At 62.8% G+C, this 17,765-nt stretch carries 17 protein-coding genes; 9 read left to right on the plus strand and 8 right to left on the minus strand.

The genetic code is table 11. The features are described from left to right. Positions 1-52 precede the first annotated feature (52 nt). The 6 genes from CRO18_RS14400 (at position 53) to CRO18_RS14425 (ending at position 5,563) form a co-directional block, all read left to right on the plus strand. Positions 53-1,294: a DUF2927 domain-containing protein gene (locus CRO18_RS14400; RefSeq protein WP_097082696.1), complete on the plus strand. Its 1,242-nt coding sequence runs from the start codon at positions 53-55 to the stop codon at positions 1,292-1,294. 45 nt (positions 1,295-1,339) lie between these two features. Then, positions 1,340-2,521: a VWA domain-containing protein gene (locus tag CRO18_RS14405; RefSeq protein ID WP_097082649.1), complete on the plus strand. Its 1,182-nt coding sequence runs from the start codon at positions 1,340-1,342 to the stop codon at positions 2,519-2,521. 5 nt (positions 2,522-2,526) lie between these two features. Then, positions 2,527-2,892: a hypothetical protein gene (locus tag CRO18_RS14410; protein ID WP_143128655.1), complete on the plus strand. Its 366-nt coding sequence runs from the start codon at positions 2,527-2,529 to the stop codon at positions 2,890-2,892. After that, complete coding sequence (locus tag CRO18_RS14415) at positions 2,889-3,524, plus strand: DedA family protein (protein ID WP_097082651.1); 636 nt, start codon at positions 2,889-2,891, stop codon at positions 3,522-3,524. The genes CRO18_RS14410 and CRO18_RS14415 overlap by 4 nt, the downstream gene beginning before the upstream one ends. A gap of 39 nt (positions 3,525-3,563) precedes the next feature. After that, on the plus strand, positions 3,564-4,250 hold the full coding sequence (locus tag CRO18_RS14420; RefSeq protein WP_097082652.1) for a M48 family metallopeptidase: 687 nt from the start codon (positions 3,564-3,566) through the stop codon (positions 4,248-4,250). A gap of 65 nt (positions 4,251-4,315) precedes the next feature. Continuing rightward, a complete protein-coding gene (locus CRO18_RS14425; RefSeq protein WP_097082653.1) occupies positions 4,316-5,563 on the plus strand; it encodes a hypothetical protein in 1,248 nt (415 codons plus the stop codon). A gap of 151 nt (positions 5,564-5,714) precedes the next feature. Here the strand turns inward: CRO18_RS14425 and CRO18_RS14430 are convergent, their stop codons facing one another. The 4 genes from CRO18_RS14430 to CRO18_RS14445 all read right to left on the minus strand — a co-directional run bounded on the left by CRO18_RS14430 (position 5,715) and on the right by CRO18_RS14445 (position 9,969). Further along, positions 5,715-7,184, minus strand: a complete 1,470-nt coding sequence (locus CRO18_RS14430; protein ID WP_097082654.1) for a carboxypeptidase M32 — start codon at positions 7,182-7,184, stop codon at positions 5,715-5,717. Beyond that, entirely contained in the window at positions 7,184-8,413 is a 1,230-nt protein-coding gene (locus CRO18_RS14435) for a COX15/CtaA family protein (protein ID WP_097082655.1), read from the minus strand. The genes CRO18_RS14430 and CRO18_RS14435 overlap by 1 nt, the downstream gene beginning before the upstream one ends. 79 nt (positions 8,414-8,492) lie before the next feature. Beyond that, positions 8,493-9,203 carry a hypothetical protein gene (locus CRO18_RS14440; protein WP_097082656.1) on the minus strand — a complete coding sequence of 237 codons (711 nt, stop codon included), beginning with the start codon at positions 9,201-9,203 and terminating at the stop codon, positions 8,493-8,495. A 37-nt stretch (positions 9,204-9,240) separates the two neighbouring features. Next, positions 9,241-9,969, minus strand: a complete 729-nt coding sequence (locus tag CRO18_RS14445; protein ID WP_373455190.1) for an RNA methyltransferase — start codon at positions 9,967-9,969, stop codon at positions 9,241-9,243. A gap of 88 nt (positions 9,970-10,057) precedes the next feature. Between CRO18_RS14445 and CRO18_RS14450 the strand changes: the two genes are divergently transcribed. The 3 genes from CRO18_RS14450 (at position 10,058) to CRO18_RS14460 (ending at position 11,933) form a co-directional block, all read left to right on the plus strand. Then, the gene (locus CRO18_RS14450) at positions 10,058-10,675 is read left to right on the plus strand and encodes a thiamine phosphate synthase (protein ID WP_097082697.1); all 618 of its coding nucleotides are present in this window, start codon (positions 10,058-10,060) and stop codon (positions 10,673-10,675) included. Between the two features lie 4 nt (positions 10,676-10,679). Continuing rightward, positions 10,680-11,186, plus strand: a complete 507-nt coding sequence (locus tag CRO18_RS14455; protein ID WP_097082657.1) for a hypothetical protein — start codon at positions 10,680-10,682, stop codon at positions 11,184-11,186. A gap of 102 nt (positions 11,187-11,288) precedes the next feature. After that, positions 11,289-11,933, plus strand: coding sequence for a hemolysin III family protein (locus CRO18_RS14460; RefSeq protein WP_076484581.1), 645 nt, complete (start codon positions 11,289-11,291; stop codon positions 11,931-11,933). Positions 11,934-11,939: 6 nt separating this feature from the next. On the opposite strand, the gene tgt is transcribed toward CRO18_RS14460, so the two are convergent. From tgt to CRO18_RS14480, 4 genes are all read right to left on the minus strand, one after another. Beyond that, complete coding sequence (gene tgt / locus CRO18_RS14465; RefSeq protein ID WP_076484580.1) at positions 11,940-13,067, minus strand: tRNA guanosine(34) transglycosylase Tgt; 1,128 nt, start codon at positions 13,065-13,067, stop codon at positions 11,940-11,942. Positions 13,068-13,204: 137 nt separating this feature from the next. After that, positions 13,205-15,490, minus strand: coding sequence for a methyl-accepting chemotaxis protein (locus CRO18_RS14470; protein WP_097082658.1), 2,286 nt, complete (start codon positions 15,488-15,490; stop codon positions 13,205-13,207). Positions 15,491-15,635: 145 nt separating this feature from the next. Next, positions 15,636-16,994, minus strand: a complete 1,359-nt coding sequence (locus CRO18_RS14475; RefSeq protein WP_097082659.1) for an ATP-binding protein — start codon at positions 16,992-16,994, stop codon at positions 15,636-15,638. Further along, positions 16,991-17,650 (minus strand): response regulator transcription factor, encoded by a 660-nt coding sequence (locus CRO18_RS14480; RefSeq protein ID WP_097082660.1) that lies wholly within the window; start codon positions 17,648-17,650, stop codon positions 16,991-16,993. The genes CRO18_RS14475 and CRO18_RS14480 overlap by 4 nt, the downstream gene beginning before the upstream one ends. Between the last annotated feature and the right edge of the window lie 115 nt (positions 17,651-17,765).

Below are 17,765 nucleotides of genomic sequence, written 5' to 3' on the forward strand. Positions count from 1 at the left end.
CTCAACGGCAGCCATCGACCTTCCCCTCGCTGATCCATCAGCGGGCGTGGATATGTCGTTGCCAGCGCAGCGCCCTGAAAGCCTGCCAAGCAATTCGGCCTTGGCGCGGGACTTCATGGAATTGAGCTTCTCGCTCGAATCCGGGCGCGCAATCCCGCAATTCTCGCGCTTTGAAGGGCCGATCACGGTCTCGCTCGGGGCGGGTGCGCCTGCCAGCGCACCGCGAGAATTGGCGCGGCTCGTGTCGCGACTGCGCAGCGAGGCCGGGGTTCCGATCTCGGTGGGGGCTTCGGCGAAAAACCACATTCAGATCGACTTCGTGCCGCGCAAACAAATGTCGCGCGAAGTGCCGAATGCCGCCTGTTTCGTGGTGCCCAATGTCAGCGGCTGGGACGATTACCGCGCCGCCCGCCGCACGGCACGGGGCGACTGGACACAGGTGAAGCAGCGCGTCTCGGCCACGGTTTTCATTCCGGCGGAAGCCACGCCCCAAGAGGTGCGCGACTGTCTGCATGAGGAAACAAGCCAAGCGCTTGGGCCACTCAATGACCTCTACCGTCTGCCGAATTCGGTCTGGAACGATGACAACTTTCATACCGTGCTAACACGCTATGATATGATGCAATTGCGCGCGACTTATGCAGGCGAGTTGCATTCGGGCATGAGCGCGCCCGAGGTGCAGGCGAAGCTGCCCGCCGTCTTTGCGCGCCTCAACCCTGCAGGGGGCGCGGTGCGTGGCCTGCGCGATGACCCGACCCCGCGCGCCTATGTGTCTGCGGTGAACCGGGCGATTGGTCCGGGCAACACCGGGGCACGCCGCGCCGCCGCGATGAGCGCGATCAATTTGGCCGCCGCGCAAGGCTGGAACGATACCCGCGCCGCCTTTGGCTGGTTCGCGCTTGGCCGCCTGAGCGTGCAAAACGACCCGGAAACCGCGCTGAATGCCTTTGCCAAAGCTGGCAACATCTATCGCGCCACCCCGGGTGCGGGCATTCAATCGGCCCATGTCGATATGCAGCTTGCGGCTTTCGCGCTTTCTGCCGGTCGTGCGCAAGATGCGATTGCACTGGTGAACCGGGCGATGACCCCGGCGCTGAGCGGCGAAAACGCGGCGCTGATGGCGACGCTCTATTTCATCCGCGCAGAAGCCTATGATACGCTCGGCAATCCGGCGCAGGCGCAGCAGGCACGGGTCGACTCGGCGCAATGGGCGCGCTACGGTTTTGGCTCCGATGCTGCGGTGCGCGCTCGGGCCGCCGAAGTGGCGGCGCTGGCCCGCGCCGGGCGCGGCTGATCCGGCGCGCAAGTCCCGCGCCGGGCAACTGGCGCGGGGGATGTGATGTTCTTACCCTTTTTTGAAAACCTCCGCGCGGCTGGCGTTCCCGTCAGCCCGCGCGAATATTTGGGCTTTCTGGAAGGGCTCGCGGCAGGCCTTTGCACCTATGATCTGGATGGCTTTTACTATTTCGCCCGCGCGGCGATGGTGAAAGATGAGCGTTTCCTAGACCGCTTCGATCAAGCTTTTTCAGAATCCTTCAAAGGGTTGGAGGCCATTCCTCAAGAAGCCGTTCTTGATGCGCTTGATCTGCCCGAGGATTGGCTGCGCAAAATGGCCGAAAAGCACCTGTCTGAGGAAGAGAAAGCCCAGATCGAGGCTTTGGGCGGTTTTGAAAAGCTGATGGAAACGCTGCGCGAGCGGCTCAAAGAACAGCAAAAACGCCACCAAGGCGGCAATAAGTGGATTGGCACCGCGGGCACCTCCCCTTTTGGCGCTTATGGCTATAACCCCGAAGGCGTGCGCATCGGCCAAGCCGAAAGCCGCCACCGCCGCGCGGTCAAGGTCTGGGACAAACGCGAATTTCGTGATTTCGATGACCGGGTGGAACTGGGCACCCGTAACATCAAAGTGGCGCTCAAACGGCTGCGGCAATGGGCGCGCCACGGCGCCCATGAAGAACTGGACCTGCCCGGCACAATCCGCGCCTCCGCCGAAGCGGGCTATATCGACGTGAAAACCCGGCCGGAGCGGCATAATGCGGTGAAAGTCGTGCTGTTTCTCGATGTTGGCGGCTCGATGGATGACCATATCGCGCTGGTGGATGAGCTATTCTCCGCCGCGCGGGCCGAGTTCAAACATCTTGAACATTACTACTTCCACAACTGCCTTTACGAGGGTGTGTGGCGCGACAACCACCGCCGCTGGGGCGAGTTGCTCCCGACATGGGAGGTGCTGCACCGCTACGGGCCGGATTACAAATGCATCTTTGTCGGCGATGCCTCAATGTCGCCTTATGAAATCACCCATGTCGGCGGCGCGAATGAGCATTGGAACCCCGAACCCGGCGCGCTTTGGCTCGAACGCGCGATCGAACAATGGCCCGATCACATTTGGCTCAACCCGGTGCCCGAGCGGCACTGGTCCTACACGATGTCGATTGGCATGATTGATCAGATCTTCGCGGGCCGCATGTTCCCGTTGACGTTGGAAGGGATCACCCGCGCGATGAAGGTGCTGGGATGAATGCGTTGCGCAGATTGTGGCGCGAACAACGCGGCGCGCTGATTGCCTTTGTGCTGGCCGCGCTTCTGGCCACGTTTTTTGGCGGGCGGATCGTGGTGCGCACGCTTTATTGGGCGAACCCCGAACACCAGCACCAAGCGCCCGAGGGCTGGATGACACCGGGCTATATCGCCCGCAGTTGGCATCTGCCTGTTGAACAGGTGGATGGCGTTTTGGGCATTGAAAACGGGCCCGAGCTTGTGGGCAAAGGCCCGCCCACGCTCGATCGGATTGCCCGCAAGATCAATGTTCCCCTGCCCGATCTGATCGCCCGTCTCGAAACCGGCCTGCCCGCGCTTGTCGCCGCAAAACAGGCGGCCCCCGGCTCATGACCGATCTGACCGATTGGTTCTTGGCGGCGCTGCCCCTGTATGGGCCTTGGCTAGTGGGGCTGACCACGCTTCTCAGCTGCTTGGCGCTGCCCGTGCCCTCGTCTTTGATGATGATCGCTGCCGGGGCCTTTGTCGCCTCGGGGGATTTGGCGCTCGCGCCCGTGGCGCTGGCGGCTTTTGGCGGCGCGCTGATGGGCGACCAGATCGGCTATGTCATTGGCCGCAAGGCGGGGCATTTGCTGCCCCCGCCGGGCTCGAAACGCGCGGCCCTTATTACCGTGGCTTTGGAAAAACTCGCGCAAAACGGCGCGGTGGCGGTGTTTCTCAGCCGTTGGCTCTTTTCCGCGCTTGGCCCTTGGGTGAACCTTGCCGCGGGCGCTTCGGGCTATGGCCACACGCGCTTTACGCTTGCCGATGTCGCGGGCGAGTTGGTTTGGGTCAGCGCCTATATCGGGCTCGGCATGGTCTTTGGCGCCAATCTTGATGCCGCCGCCGATCTGGCGGGCAACGTGCTTGGCTTGATCACGGCAGGCGCGGTGGCAATTGGGCTGGGGCTGTGGCTCGCCCGCACCCTGCGCCGCCCCGCCAAAGACAGTGATCAGGCCCCCGCCCCCGCTACGACGGGGGATTGAACCGCCCGCACCCAACCCCATTTGTGAAACATGGTCCTATTGCTTCGCCTTCTTCCCTTCTTGCTGCTCATCGCGGGCGGCCTTGTGATGTGGCATTTCTCGGCCCGCGCGACGATGCGCAAACTCACAGCCGAGTCGCGCCCGCTTAATGACACGCGTCTTGCGCCCTATCTGGAGCGTCTGCGCACCGCGCTCGGGGTCGAACGGCTCCCGGTCTTTGTTTATCAAATTCCGCAGGTGAACGGCTTGGCCGCGCCCGATGGCCGGGTCTTTCTGACCGAGGGGTTCATGGAACTTTACCGCGCGGGCAAGGTCAGCCCAGAGGAACTGACCTCGGTCATCGCGCATGAAATCGGTCATGTTGCGCGCGGCCATGCCAAGCGGCGGATGCTGGATTTCTCGGGCCAAAACCTGCTGCGCGTGCTGCTTGCGGGCGTTTTAGGGCGGTTCATCCCCTTCATCGGCCCGTGGATCGCCAATTTGATCACTGCCGCCGTGGCCGCGAAGCTAAGCCAGAAGGACGAATATGAGGCGGACGAATTCGCCTCCGCCCTTTTGATCAAGGCGGGCATTGGTGCAGAGCCTCAGCTTAGCCTCTTTGAAAAGCTTGATGCGCTCACCGGCGCGCGCGCGGGCGCCACCCCTGCTTGGCTTCTCTCTCACCCCGCGACCGAGGCACGGATGCGCGCCATTCGTAGCAATGTTGCGCGCTGGAATGGGGCATAAGTCACAGCTTTGGCTTGGCTTTTTTGCTAGCGTGCCGAGAACAAAGCACGCAAGATAGGCCCCAAATGACCCAAGACGTTGCCAAGCGCCGGGTGTTCTACATCCCCGGTTATGACCCGATCCACCCGCGCCGCTACCGCGAGCTTTACCGCAAGGAAGGCCGAGCACAGGCGCAGATTTCGGGCTATGACCTCACCCTTGCGCCCAAACGCGGCGGCGGCCCCTATGGCTGGCATGTGACCTCCACCCAAGACGGCGCTGCGGTCGAGGCCGATATCGAGGTGCTGATCTGGGCCGATATCGTGCGCGACAGCATGGCCAATTCGATCCCGGCGACCTATGGGCAATTGCTGCGCACCGCTTGGGCCTATATCGCTTCGGGCGCACTTTTCCGGCTGATGCGGCTGCGCAAAGGCCCGGTCATTGCCGCGCTTTACCCGATTTTTGCGCTGATTTTGCAGCTTCTTGTCGCGCTCGTCTTGGGCTTTGGCACCTATGCCGGGCTTGCGGCTTACTTGGGCTGGGCGGTCTCGCTCTTTTCCGTGCCCGGTGTGCTGCCGTTCCTCACCACCGGGGTCTCGGCCCTTGCGGGCTTGGGCGTTGTCTTCGGGCTCTTGCGCTGGTTTCGCAAAAAAGACGGCACCTTTTACGCCTATTACCTGATGCACGACTACGCCTTTACCGCGCGTTGGGGCGGCGCGAACCCGCCCGAGCTTGAAGCCCGCATGGCGCAATTTGGTGAGACCATCGCGCAAACTTTGCAAGAGGATTGGGACGAGGTTTTGGTCGTCGGCCATTCCTCGGGCGCGCATCTGGCGGTGTCGATCTTGGCCGATCTTATCCGCGCGGGCCGCGTGCCCGCCGTTGGCCCGGCGCTTGGGTTTCTCTCGCTGGGCCATGTGGTGCCGATGGTCAGCTACCTGCCCAAAGCGCATCGCCTGCGCGGTGATCTGGCCTATCTTTGCACGCGCGCGGAACTGGCTTGGGTCGATGTCACCGCGCCGGGCGATGGCTGCGCCTTTGCGCTTTGTGATCCGGTGCGCGTCTCGGGCGTGGGGCCTCAGGGGCAGCGCCATCCGCTGGTGCTCTCCGCCGCCTTCACGCAAACGCTCAGCCCCGCGCGATGGAAGGAACTCCGTTGGCGCTTCTTCCGGCTGCATTTCCAATATCTTTGCGCCTTTGATCGCCCCAAGGCTTACGACTATTTCCGCGTCACCGCCGGGCCGAAAACGCTCGCTGCGCGCTTTGCGGGGATGACCCACGCCAAAAGCCTGATCACCACAGCGGCCAACAAATTCACCTCGGTGGCATAAAAAAGGGGGCGCTGCCCCCTCTTTGCCCTAAGGGGCAAATTCACCCCCGGGATATTTGGACCAAGTCGAAGATCAGGTGTCTTTGCTCTTCGACCTTATCGAATATCCCGGGGGGAGTCCTGCAAGGACGGGGGCAGCGCCCCCTGCCCCGTTACAACCCGTAAATCGCGCTGAATTTCTCTTCGAGATACTCAAGCAGCGGCGCTTCAGAGGGCTCAAACCCGCAGGCATGGGCGATGGTTTCGCGCGGCGGGCGCAGGCCGCCATGCACTTGCAACTTTTCACGCAGCCAGTCGGTCGCGGGTTTTGCCGTGCCTTGGGCCAAGGCCGCGTCGATCCCGTCTACCTCGGCCCGCATGGTTTTGTGCAAACAGCCCGCATAAACATTGCCCAAGCTATAGGTCGGGAAATAGCCAAAGAGGCCGACCGACCAATGCACATCTTGCAAGAACCCATGCGAGGGGCGGTCCACCTTCACGCCGAAATCAGCCTCAAAGCGGGTGTTCCACGCCTCTTCCAGATCGGCCACTTCCAGCTTTCCGGTGATCAGCGCGCGCTCCAGATCGAACCGCATCATGATATGCAGGTTGTAATGCAGTTCATCCGCTTCGGTGCGGATGTAGCCCGGGTTCACCCGGTTCACGCAGGCATGGAAGCTTTCAGCATCGGCAACGCCAAAATCGCCAAAGCCTTCGACCATGCGCTGGTAAAGCCAACCGGTGAAGGCGGCAGAGCGGCCCAACTGGTTTTCGTAAATCCGGCTTTGGCTTTCATGCACGCCCATCGACACACCGCGCCCGAGCGGCGTGAAGGCATAGGCCGTGTCGATACCTTGTTCATAACACGCATGCCCCACCTCATGGATGGTGGAATAGAGGCAATTGAACGGCTCGCTTTCGACCACGCGGGTGGTGATGCGCACATCACGCCCCGAACCCGACGAGAACGGATGCACCGCCAGATCAAGCCGACCCGCTGTCCAATCATAGCCAAAGGCGGTGGCGCAAATCCGCGCCATGCGCAGTTGCGCGGCTTCTGGGAAGACCTGATCCATCGCTTTCGGTTGGCTCGCAATGCCCAGCACCTTTTCCCGCAAAGCGACAATGCGCGGGCGCATCCGGTCAAACATCGCGCCAATTTGGCGATGCGTCGCACCGGGTTCGTAATCTTCCATCAGCGCATCATAAAGATCGCCTTCGCTCAGACAGGCCGCCTCTTCGCGCTTCAGCGCCACGACCTGCGCAAGCGTCGGCAGGAAATGCGTCGGGTCTTCGGCGGCGCGCGCCTCGGCCCAGATACCTTGCGAAAGCGAGGTGAGCCGGGCCAGTTCGGTCGCCAGCCGCGCCGGAATGCGGCTCGCCCGGTTGTAGCTGCGCCCCGCAAGGTCAAGCACACGCGCCTCAACCTCCGTTGTGGCCTCAGACCGGGTCACCCAATCTTCAATGCGCGGATCGGTGCGGCGCGCATGCAGCACAGATTCAAGTGCCGCGATTTCCTCGGCGCGCTGTTCGGTCGCCGCGCGCGGCATGATCGTTTCCTGATCCCAGCCCAAACGCTCCGCCACACAGCTCAGCGCCTCGGTCTCGCGCAGATGCGCGGTTAGTTCGGCATAGGCAGACATCACGACCTCCGGATGGATTGGACGCGCGGGTATCGCGCAAGGAAACGGGCACGGATCACAAAGAGCCACATCAGCACCACAACGCCCAGATGGGCGAGCGCCATTTCAAGCGCATCGCCGCGCAGAAGGGTGAGCACGCCCAAAATGGCGGCGAGCGCGAGCCAGATAAAGGCCATCAAAAAGGCCGAGCGCGTCACCCCATGCACCGAGCGGCGCGACCGGACAAAGGCGACAATGCCCAGCACCAAAAGCAGATAGCCCGCAATGCGGTGCATGAATTGCACGAGCCCTTGGTTTTCAAGGAAGTTACGCCACACGGGCTCTAGGCTCAGCGCATCGGCGGGCAAGAAGGCCCCGCCCATCAACGGCCAATCCATGTAAACCGCGCCCGCGCCAAGCGCGGACACAAGCGCCCCCAGCAGGATTTGCACAAAACCAAGGTGCATCACGCCAGAGGCAAGGCCCGTCAGCCCCGCTTCACCCTGACGGCGGGCGGAGATCAACTCCGCCTCGCTGCGGCCCAAGAGCAGCGCATACCAAAGCGCAAAGCCCACGATCATCAGCGCCAGCCCCGCGCGCAACGCCACAAGCACAGGCGCGGTGAGGATGCTGCGCATTTGGTCAATTTGTGCGGCAGTGAAGGAAGCCGCCACCTGCGTATAGTGCGAAGCCTGCGCGATGTAGGGCGCAAGGGCCGAAGGCGCGGCCTCTGGTGCGGCTTCGGGAGCGGGCTCCGGGGTCGGGCTTGGCGGGGTGGCGGGCAGCATCACCATCGGTGGCATATCGCCCGCTTGCGGCAAGACCGAGACCTGAGCCGTTTCAACTTCACCCACCAAGGCATTGTCTAACTTCAGGAATACCTGATCATCTGACAGGACCGCCACGAGGCACAGCGCGCCAAGACCAAGACTGCGCAGACCCCAACCGCGCGGAAACTTCCGCCCGATCGCCAAGCCCAAAGCGCCCAAGAGCCACAGGCCCAATAACGCGGTGCCGCTATAAACCTGTCCTTCGGCCACAGGCTCGGGCAACGCAACTTGGTCGAGCCCCAGCATCACCAGCGCAAGTAGCACGAGCGTCGCCATCCAAAAGGCCACCGCCCCGCGCGCCCCTTTGGGCCGTGCATCGATCATGCCGCCTTTCGGTGTGACGGGCATTTGCTTTGGCGTCTCGACCCCAACCTCTTCGAACAGGGCGCGGTTGGCTTTCTTCGACGGTTTCATCCCCATCGGGCGCTCCTACTTTGATCGTGCGCGAGACTAGGCCCCGCACGCCCAAGGGGCAAGGGGGCAGGCCCGCGCGCCTCCCTTAGGGCAATGGCTCTGCCGCGTCCAGCCGTGCCCAAAGCGCTGACGCACCACCGTTTTTGTCCATCCACATCAGCGTGGCGCAGGCCGCCTCGGCATAAATGTCGCGGTCCTGTCCCGCGAGTGGCCCCCAGATGAAGGGCGAAACCGGCAGGGTCGCGCGGGGCCGCTTCAGGCACCGCTCTGCGCCCTGCCCCGGCCCAAGGTAGCGCGGGTCATTCGAAACGATCACCGCGACGCCCTCATCCATCCAAGTGGGCATGCGCCCGCGCAACTGCCCCAAGGCACCCATTCGGGCGTGGGTTTCGGTATGCGTCAGTTCATGGGTCAAAATGGTGAGCGAGAGCCCGCGCGGCGCGAGCCGCACCACCGAAACAGGCCCAAGCGAATAGGTCACCGCCGCCGCTCCGCGCCCTCCAAGGCGGCGGTCGCAGGCATCGCTTTGGCAAGCCAAAATCCGCAAATGCGCCCGCGCGGGGCCAAGCGCCGCTTCAATCTGCCCGCGCGCCTGTGCCACTTCGCGCAAAAGTGCAAGACGTGCATGAAGCGGCATCTCCGCTTCGACAAAGAGTTCGGATGAAACCTGTTCCAACCCATAGCAGCTTGGGCAAAGCGCTCCGCGCAGCGCCGGAAAAAACACCAAAAGCGCAACAGCGCCCAGCCCCGCCCCAAAGGCAAGCGCCAGAATCGCTTTGCGGAAAGATTTTCTCATCCAGGTAGGATGGGCGCGGCTTGGGGCGCAGGCAAGCTTAGTCGCGCCCGCGCATCAGCTGGCGCAGCGCGCCGTGCAGCGTTTGCACATCGGCGCGGGTGAGGCCAAATCGGCTCCACATATTGCGCAGGTTCCGCTTCATCATCGGGGCTTTCGTCTCGGGGAAGAAAAACCCGGCCTGTTCCAGCCGTTCCTCATAATGGTCCCCCAGTTTCTCGATCTCGAGCGCATTGGCGGGTTCAGACCCCGCCAACCCCGGATCAATCGCCGGGGCGTCGCTGCCTTGACGACCGAATTCGTAAGAAAGCAGCAGCACCGCCTGCGCGAGGTTGAGCGAGTAGAACTCCGGGTTCACCGGCACGGTGATGATCGCATTGGCGCGGATGATCTCGTCGTTTTCGAGCCCGGTGCGCTCGGGCCCGAACATCACGCCGACCTTCTGACCTTGCGCAATCCGTGCCCGCGCCTCGGCCATCGCCGCTTCGGGCGTGTAGATCGGCTTGGTCAATTCGCGCCCCCGCGCGGTGGTGGCAAAGACAAAATCGCAATCCGCAATCGCCTCCGCCGTCGTGGCAAACACCCCCGCATGATCGAGCACCTGCCCCGCCGCGCCCGAGGCCATCGCCACCGCTTTCGGGTTTGGCCAGCCATCGCGCGGGGCAACCAACCGCAACCGGTTGAGCGAAAAGTTCAACATCGCACGGGCCGCGCCGCCGATATTCTCGCCCATCTGGGGCCGGATCAGGATGAAAGTCGGAATCTGCATGCTCATGCCCCCCGATAGCGCCGCGCAAAGCCGCTGGCAAGGCGCGCGCGGCTGCGTTAGAGAAGCACCAAACCAGATGGAGTGCCCCATGGCCGAGGATCGCCCGCAGATCTACCTGCTTACGCCGCCGACATTCGACCTTGATATCTTCCCGCCGCTGTTGTCGCGGGTTTTGGGCGCGCATGAGGTGGCCTGCATCCGCTTGGCGCTCGCCAGCAAGGATGAAGATGCGGTGATGCGCGCAGCCGATGCGGTGCGGGTTGTGGCGCATGAACATGATGTGGCGCTGGTGATTGAAAACCATGTTGGGCTGGTGGAGCGCCACGGGCTTGATGGCGTGCATCTGAGCGACGGCGCGCGTTCGGTGCGTGCGGCGCGCAAGGAACTTGGGACCGAGGCGATTGTGGGGGCCTTCTGCGGCGCCTCTAAACACGAGGGCATGACGGCGGGCGAAGCAGGCGCGGATTACGTCTGCTTTGGCCCGGTTGGCGAAACCGGGCTTGGCACCGGCGCGCGGCCCGAGCGGGAGCTTTTCGAGTGGTGGTCGGAAATGATCGAAGTGCCGATTGTTGCCGAAGGCGCGCTGACCGCGGACCTCGTGCGTGCCACCGCGCCCGTGACCGACTTCTTTGCCATCGGCGAAGAGATTTGGAACACCGACAATCCGGTCGGCGCTTTGGGCCAACTCATTGCGGCGATGAGCTGAACGGATGGCAGAGTTCTGGCTTGGCGATAGCAACGGCCCGATGGGTGATGTTGGCGCCTTCATGGCGTCAGAGCTGCGCGTGGATCGCGCCGATCTGCCCGGCCATATCCGCCAGCTTGGCGATGCGCGGGTCTTGGTCGCTGTTACAGGCGCGCCCGGCGCGGGCGAGGTGCAGCTTGCCCGCGAGATTGCCGAAGCTCTGAACAGCAAGCGCCCCGAAAGCGCTGCACTTTTGCCGCTTGAGGGCTTTGCGGATGAGGAAGGCGCGCTCGAGAGTGCCGCGCTTTGCCACTATCTTGCGCAGATGCCCGCCGAAGGCCCTGCCCCCGCGCCCTTGCCAGAACGCACACAAGTGGTGCTGGTTGCGGGCCCCCAGCTTTTGCGCACCAGCGCGCCGCTGCGCGACCTTTATCCGCTTTTTGATCTGACGATCCGCCTTGTCACACCGGGCACCAAGCCCGACCCGGAGGGCGATCTGCGCGCCGCCGATCTTGTGGTGCTGGCACGCTAAGGGCCGCGGCCCCTGCCCGGCCAGCCCCTGACGCAGCGTTAGCCTTTGGAGCGGGTCAGAGGCGTGATAATCTCGGCCATTCCCCATGAGAGACTCCGCGCCATGACACGACACCAGCTTGCCCATTCCTTTAAGGAACATTTCGCCGATGGCGTGATGCATGTGCTGGGCCTTGTCTTTGCCGTGGCGGCTGTTTCGGCGATGATGGTCTGGGCCGCAATGGCGGGTTTGGGGCCGAAAATCTGGCCGCTGATCGTTTATGCGGTGGGCCTCATCGCCTCCTTTGGCTTTTCGGCGGGCTATAACCTCACGCTTTATGCCCCCGCCCGCGCGGTGCTGCGCCGCTTTGACCATGCCGCGATTTATCTTTTGATTGCAGGCACCTACACGCCGATGGCACTGATTGGCCTTGGCGGCGGCTTGGGCATTGCGATGACCGCCACGATCTGGACACTCGCGCTCATTGGTATGGTGATGAAGCTTGGCTTCTTTCACCGCGGTGAGCGGTTCGGCTTTGTGCTGTACCTTGCGATGGGCTGGCTTGGTGTGGTGGCGATTTGGCCACTGTTGCAAGCGCTGCCCGTTGCGGTGCTGATTTTGCTGGGCACCGGCGGGGTGATCTACACGCTCGGCACGGTGTTTTACACCCGCAAGAGCCTGCCGTTTTCGCGCGCAATCTGGCACGGCCATGTGCTGGCCGCCGCCGCCACGCATTACGCGGCGGTGGTGCTGATCGCGGGTCAGTAAAACCGTTTAAAGCGGGTCGATATCGCCTTCGGCGCGTTGCGCGTGGAACTGGGCGACAAAGGCGCTTAGCGTTCCGGCGGCAATCGCATCGCGTAGCCCCTGCATCAGCTCTTGATAGTAATGCAGGTTGTGCCACGTCAGCAGCATGCCCGAGATCATCTCTTGCGACCGGAACACATGGTGCAGATAGGCACGGCTATAGTTGCGGCAAGCCGGGCAGGTGCAAGCCTCATCCAGTGGGCGCGGGTCATCTTGGTGGCGCGCGTTTTTGATGTTGATCTGCCCGCGCCGGGTCCAAGCCTGCCCGGTGCGGCCAGAGCGCGAGGGCAACACGCAATCCATCATATCAATGCCGCGCTCGACCGCGCCGACAATATCATCGGGCTTGCCCACGCCCATCAGATAGCGCGGCTTGTCTTCTGGCAGGAACCCGGGCGCATAATCCAACACAGAGAACATCGCCTCTTGCCCCTCGCCCACGGCAAGGCCGCCCACCGCATAGCCATCAAAACCGATTTGCTTGAGCGCCTCGGCGCTTTCTTCGCGCAGCTCGCGGGTCACCCCGCCTTGCATGATGCCAAAAAGCGCGTGGCCGGGGCGATCGCCAAAAGCATCGCGGCTCCGTTGCGCCCACCGCATCGAAAGCCGCATCGACTTCGCCACCTCGGCATCGGTCGCGGGCAGCGCTGGGCATTCGTCAAACGCCATCACGATGTCAGAGCCCAAAAGCTTTTGGATCTCCATCGAGCGTTCCGGGGTCAGGTGATGTTTGGACCCGTCGATATGGCTCGAAAAGGTCACGCCCTCTTCGGTGAGCTTGCGCAACGAGGCCAAGCTCATCACCTGAAACCCGCCCGAGTCGGTCAGGATCGGGCGCTCCCAATTCATGAATTTGTGCAAGCCGCCAAGCCGCGCGATCCGCTCTGCCGTCGGGCGCAGCATCAGATGGTAGGTGTTGCCCAGCAAGATATCGGCGCCCGTCGCGCGCACGCTTTCGGGCATCATCGCTTTCACCGTTGCCGCCGTGCCCACCGGCATGAACGCGGGGGTGCGGATCTCGCCGCGCGGGGTGGAGATCACGCCCGTGCGGGCGGTGCCATCGGTGGCGGAAAGGGAAAAGCTGAACTGGGTCATCGGGCGCTCCTTCGCGGCGCGTTTAGCAGCGATGCGGGCGCAGGGGAAGGCCGGGTCGCTCTATGGCGCTTGCGGAAACCGCCAAAAACAGAACGCCCCGCATCGGCGGGGCGCTCCAGAAAGCTTCACACAGGAGATCAGGCTGCTTGATAGGTCGTGTCGGCCCGCGAACCCGAGACTTGGAACTGCGCCACCATTGCCTCAAGCCCGCGCGCTTGGTCATTGAGCGTCATGCAAGCGGCGGCGGTTTCTTCAAAGCCGGCGGCATTGTGCTGCTGCGTGCGGTCCAACTGGCTCATCGCGGTGTTGATCTCGCCAATACCCGAGGCTTGCTCATCGGCTGAGGTCGCAATCTCGCGCACATAGCCCGACATCGTCGCAATCGACTGCACGATTGTATCAAGTGCCTCGCCCGCCCGGCCCACAAGCGCCACACCGGTGTTCACCTGCGTGCCGGAATCCGAGATCAGGGTATTGATCTCATGCGCCGCTTCCGAGGCACGCTGCGCCAGCGCCCGTACTTCGGAGGCGACAACGGCAAAGCCGCGCCCTGCCTCGCCCGCGCGCGCAGCCTCAACACCCGCGTTCAGCGCCAGAAGGTTGGTTTGGAAGGCGATATCATCAATCACATTGATAATACGCGAGATTTTCTCGGACGATTGCTGAATTGCCCCCATTGCGGAGACGGTTTCTTCAACCACTTTGGTGGTGGTTTGCGCCTCTTGGGTGGCCGATTGCATCGCCGTATCCACCCGGCGGGCGTTTTGCGCGGCCATCTGCACCGAGGCGGTAAGCTCATTGAGCGCGGCCGCCGTTTCTTCCAGCGTGGCGGCGGCGGCCTCGGTTTGGCTGGAAAGCCCGTTGGTCGCGCCGGTGATTTCCTGCACGCCGCCCACAATCGCGCTGGTCGCCTCGCCAATCGAGCCGATCAGATCCGACAGATGCGCGACGGTATCGTTGAAGTCGAGCCGCAGCTGGTCATAGCCCTCGGGGAAGCTCTGCGCGATGGCGACGTTCAGATTGCCAGAGGCAAGCCCACGCAGGCCCGAGGCAAGGCTATCCACCACGGCGTTTTGCTCTGCGGCACGCGCGGCGCGTTCGGCCTCGTCGCGGGCGCGGTCAGCCTCTGCCGCAGCGGCCAAGGACCGTTCGCGTTCTTCATCTTCCAAACGCCGCGCTTCGCGTTCGGCGCGGAATTTCTCTTCTTCCTCCGCACGGCGCTGACGCTCGGCCTCGGCTTCGGCCTCAAGGCGTTTTTGCTCGGCCTCCATCGCGCGCCGCTCAATCAGCCGTAGGCGCAGCATATCGACCGCCCCCGCCATCGCGCCGATTTCATCTTTGCGGTTCAGGCCTTCTACCTCGCTGTCATAATTGCCAATCGCCAAACCATGCACGGTGCAGTGAATTTCGGCCAATGGGCGACGCACCAGCACGGTTGAGGCCCACCAGTTCGACCCGAGCGCCATAAATAAGATCACCAGCGACCCAAGCGAATTGGTCAAAACCTCGTGGCGCACGGGCGCCGAGAAAACCTCGGCAGGCATATCAAGGATCACCGCCCAAGTGGTGTTCATGCCGTTGATCGCAAAAGGATAAATCATCCGCTTCGCACCGCCGGGCAGGCCCTCAACCACTTGAACCGTCCGCTCCCGAAGGGCGGTTTGCAAGGCCTCAGCCCCCGGCCCTTCATAAGCTTTCGTGCGCAGGGCCGGATCGGGGGTGGCCACCCATTTGCCACTGCCATCGACAAGCAGCATTTTCGAACCCTCAAAGGGCACCATCTGTTCAAGGATATCGGACATTTCCTTGAGCGTGATGTCGACGCCGACGAGACCGACGATCTCTCCATTCGCCCGGACCGGGACAGAAACAGAGGTCAAAATGAAGCCCGCGTCGGTCACATAGGGTTCGGTCAACAGGGCTTCCCCAGTGCTGACAGGCCCTTTGAACCACATCTGCGTCTCGTTGATATTGAAGGTCGAGAAGCTCAGACCGCCCGTATCGTTCTTGGTCCAATACGGCGAGAAAACGCCCGCAGCGTTGCGCCCGGTTTCGCCCGTCAGGAACTGATCGGTGGGACCATTCGGCAGACCAGCCATCCACGCGGAAAACAGATCATCATATTTCATCGGCAAGGCTTCGAGCATGGTGATCAGCCCGTCGGTCGAGGCGTCGCCCGTGGACATATATCCCTCGACCATCCCGGAAAGGGCGCGGCCAGCCGCCGTTGCCACCGCCAGATGCTCTGCCACTTCATTCGAGGCGTTGCGCGCCTTGGTGGTGGCCAATTCGATGACTTGCTCATTGACGCGCTCTGCAGTGCGCCATCCGCTATAGGCGGTGTAACTCAATACGATCACGGCAATTGCGGCGCCGGTGGCAATAATCAACTTGCCCGACACGGTCTTGAAAGGATTTGTCACAGGAGACCTCGCATGACGAAACTGTGGAAAGGCTTCGAGCGGGTCTAACCAGCAATGGGAAAGATCGCGTAAACGGCAGTAAGAAGTGCTGGGATGTGCGCAAAGGTCGCGCTTCGAGCCACTGTCAGGGTTAGCGAATTCCTAATCAAATTTCGGCGCGAAGTCGAAAGTTGGCGCGCGCTTCAAACCCGCGCGACTGGCCCGGAATTGGCGAGAAAAGTGCCAAAGCCCCGCCCGCACGCGATAAAATCGCCTGCACGATGGCAAGGCCCAGCCCCGCGCCGTCAACACGCCCCGCGCTTTGGGCCGCCCGCTCGAACCGCGCGCCGATCCGGGCAAGGTCTTCGGGGGGGAGCGGATCGCAGTCGTTTTGCACGCTGAGCGATCCGGTTTCGCTGAGTTGCACCGTTACCGGCGCCCCTGCCGTGCCGTGGCGCAGCGCATTGGCGACAAGATTACGCAGCAAAATCGCAAAGAGATCGGGATCAAGGTCAGATAGAACCGGGCCTTCAGGTAGATCAAGCGTCACCTGCGCGCTGCCCGCCAGCCGCGCGGTATCTTCGACCACAAGCTGCGCCACGGGGCGCAAATCTTGCACCGCATCTCCGCGCAGCTTGCCGCCCTCGGCACGGGCCAAACTCATCAAACCTTCCGACAGACGCGTGAGCCGTTTCAGCACCGCTTCAATATCGCGGGCACGGGTGGCGACACTCTCTTTCTCGGTTTCGGCACGCAGGCGCTGCACCTGAGCAATGGCGCCCGCAAGCGGCGTGCGCAATTCATGCGCGGCATTGGCGGCAAAGCTGCGTTCGGCCTCAAAGGCCGCATCGAGGCGCGAGAGCAGCGCGTTGATCGTTTCCGCCAAGGGCCGCGCTTCTGCGGGCAAACCGTCGAGTTCCACCGGGGCCAAATCCGCCGCCGAGCGTTTGGCAAGCCTGTCGCGAAACCGCCGCATCGGCGCAAAACCGAGCCGCATCAGCGCCCCAATCCCCACAAGCGTAAGCGGCAAAAGCACGATCAGCGGCGCGAAAAGCCCCATCATCAATTCGCGCCGGATCGCGCGGCGGTGCGCGGTGGGTTCGGCCACCGCAATGGTAACAGAGCCGCGCAAAGCCTCATCGGCGTAAAGGCGCAATTTGCGCGCGGTGCGAAAGCCGGGGCCGTCATAGGGCGGGAAATCCTCGGCCTTGGCGCCATGCGACAGCATCAAGACCTCGCCCGCCGCATTGCGCACGATATAGATCATCGGCTCATCTTCATCGCCGTCTTTGTCGCGAATGAGCGGCATGACCTGCGCGCCCGTCACCACCTCTTCGCGGCCCAACACCTCTGAGACGGCAAGCGGCAAGATCCGTTCGGCGGTGGATTCAAGCTCGCCGTCAAAAACCGCATCAATGCGGGTGGAAAGCCGGTTCGCCGTAAAAGCCGCTCCGCCTGCCCAAAGCGTGGCCACCAAAGCCCCCACCGCCACGCCCAGTCGGGTCTGAAGCGACCACGCTTTCATGGCCGCACCAGCCGGTAGCCAAGGCCGCGTTCGGTTTCAATCACGCCTTGCCCCAGCTTCTTGCGCAAGCGGCTCACCAAGACTTCAAGCGTGTTGGAGCCGATCTCATCGTCAAAGGAATAGAGCCGTTCCTCCAGCGCCGCTTTGGAAAAGATTTGGCCCGGGCGGCTCAAAAGCGCCTCAAACAAGGCCCATTCCCGTGCCGTCAACGCCACAACCTTGCCTGCACGTTTGAGCGCGCGGCCCGCCAAATCGACCTCCAATGCGCCCAAGGTCAAAAGCGGGTTCGGGTTGCCCACATAGCGCCGCGCGACCGAGCCGATACGCGCGGAAAGCTCATCCAGATCAAAGGGTTTAACAAGATAATCATCCGCCCCGGCATTGAGCCCCGCAATCCGATCAGACACCTGATCGAGCGCGGTCATAATAATCACCGGGGTCGCCACACCGCGCGCGCGCAGGGTTTTGAGAAACGGCACGCCGCGCCCATCGGGCAGCATCAGATCGAGCGCAATCAGATCATAGCTGGCCACATCCATCGCCTCTGCCGCCGCATCAAGCCGGGTGACCCAATCGACCGAATGGCCATCGGCGGCGATCTGGTCCCGCACCGCCGCCCCTAACACCGCGTCGTCTTCAATGATGAGGATGCGCATCTTTGCCCCCTAAGTTCCCCCACCCTATCGCGTGCAAAGCTGACAGCAAGCTGAACGACTATTTTTACCGCCGTCAGCTTCGTGTCAGATTGGGGGGCAATAACGGCCCCATCGA

The sequence above is a fragment of the Rhodobacter sp. JA431 genome, assembly GCF_900217725.1.
GTDB lineage: Bacteria > Pseudomonadota > Alphaproteobacteria > Rhodobacterales > Rhodobacteraceae > Rhodobacter > Rhodobacter aestuarii.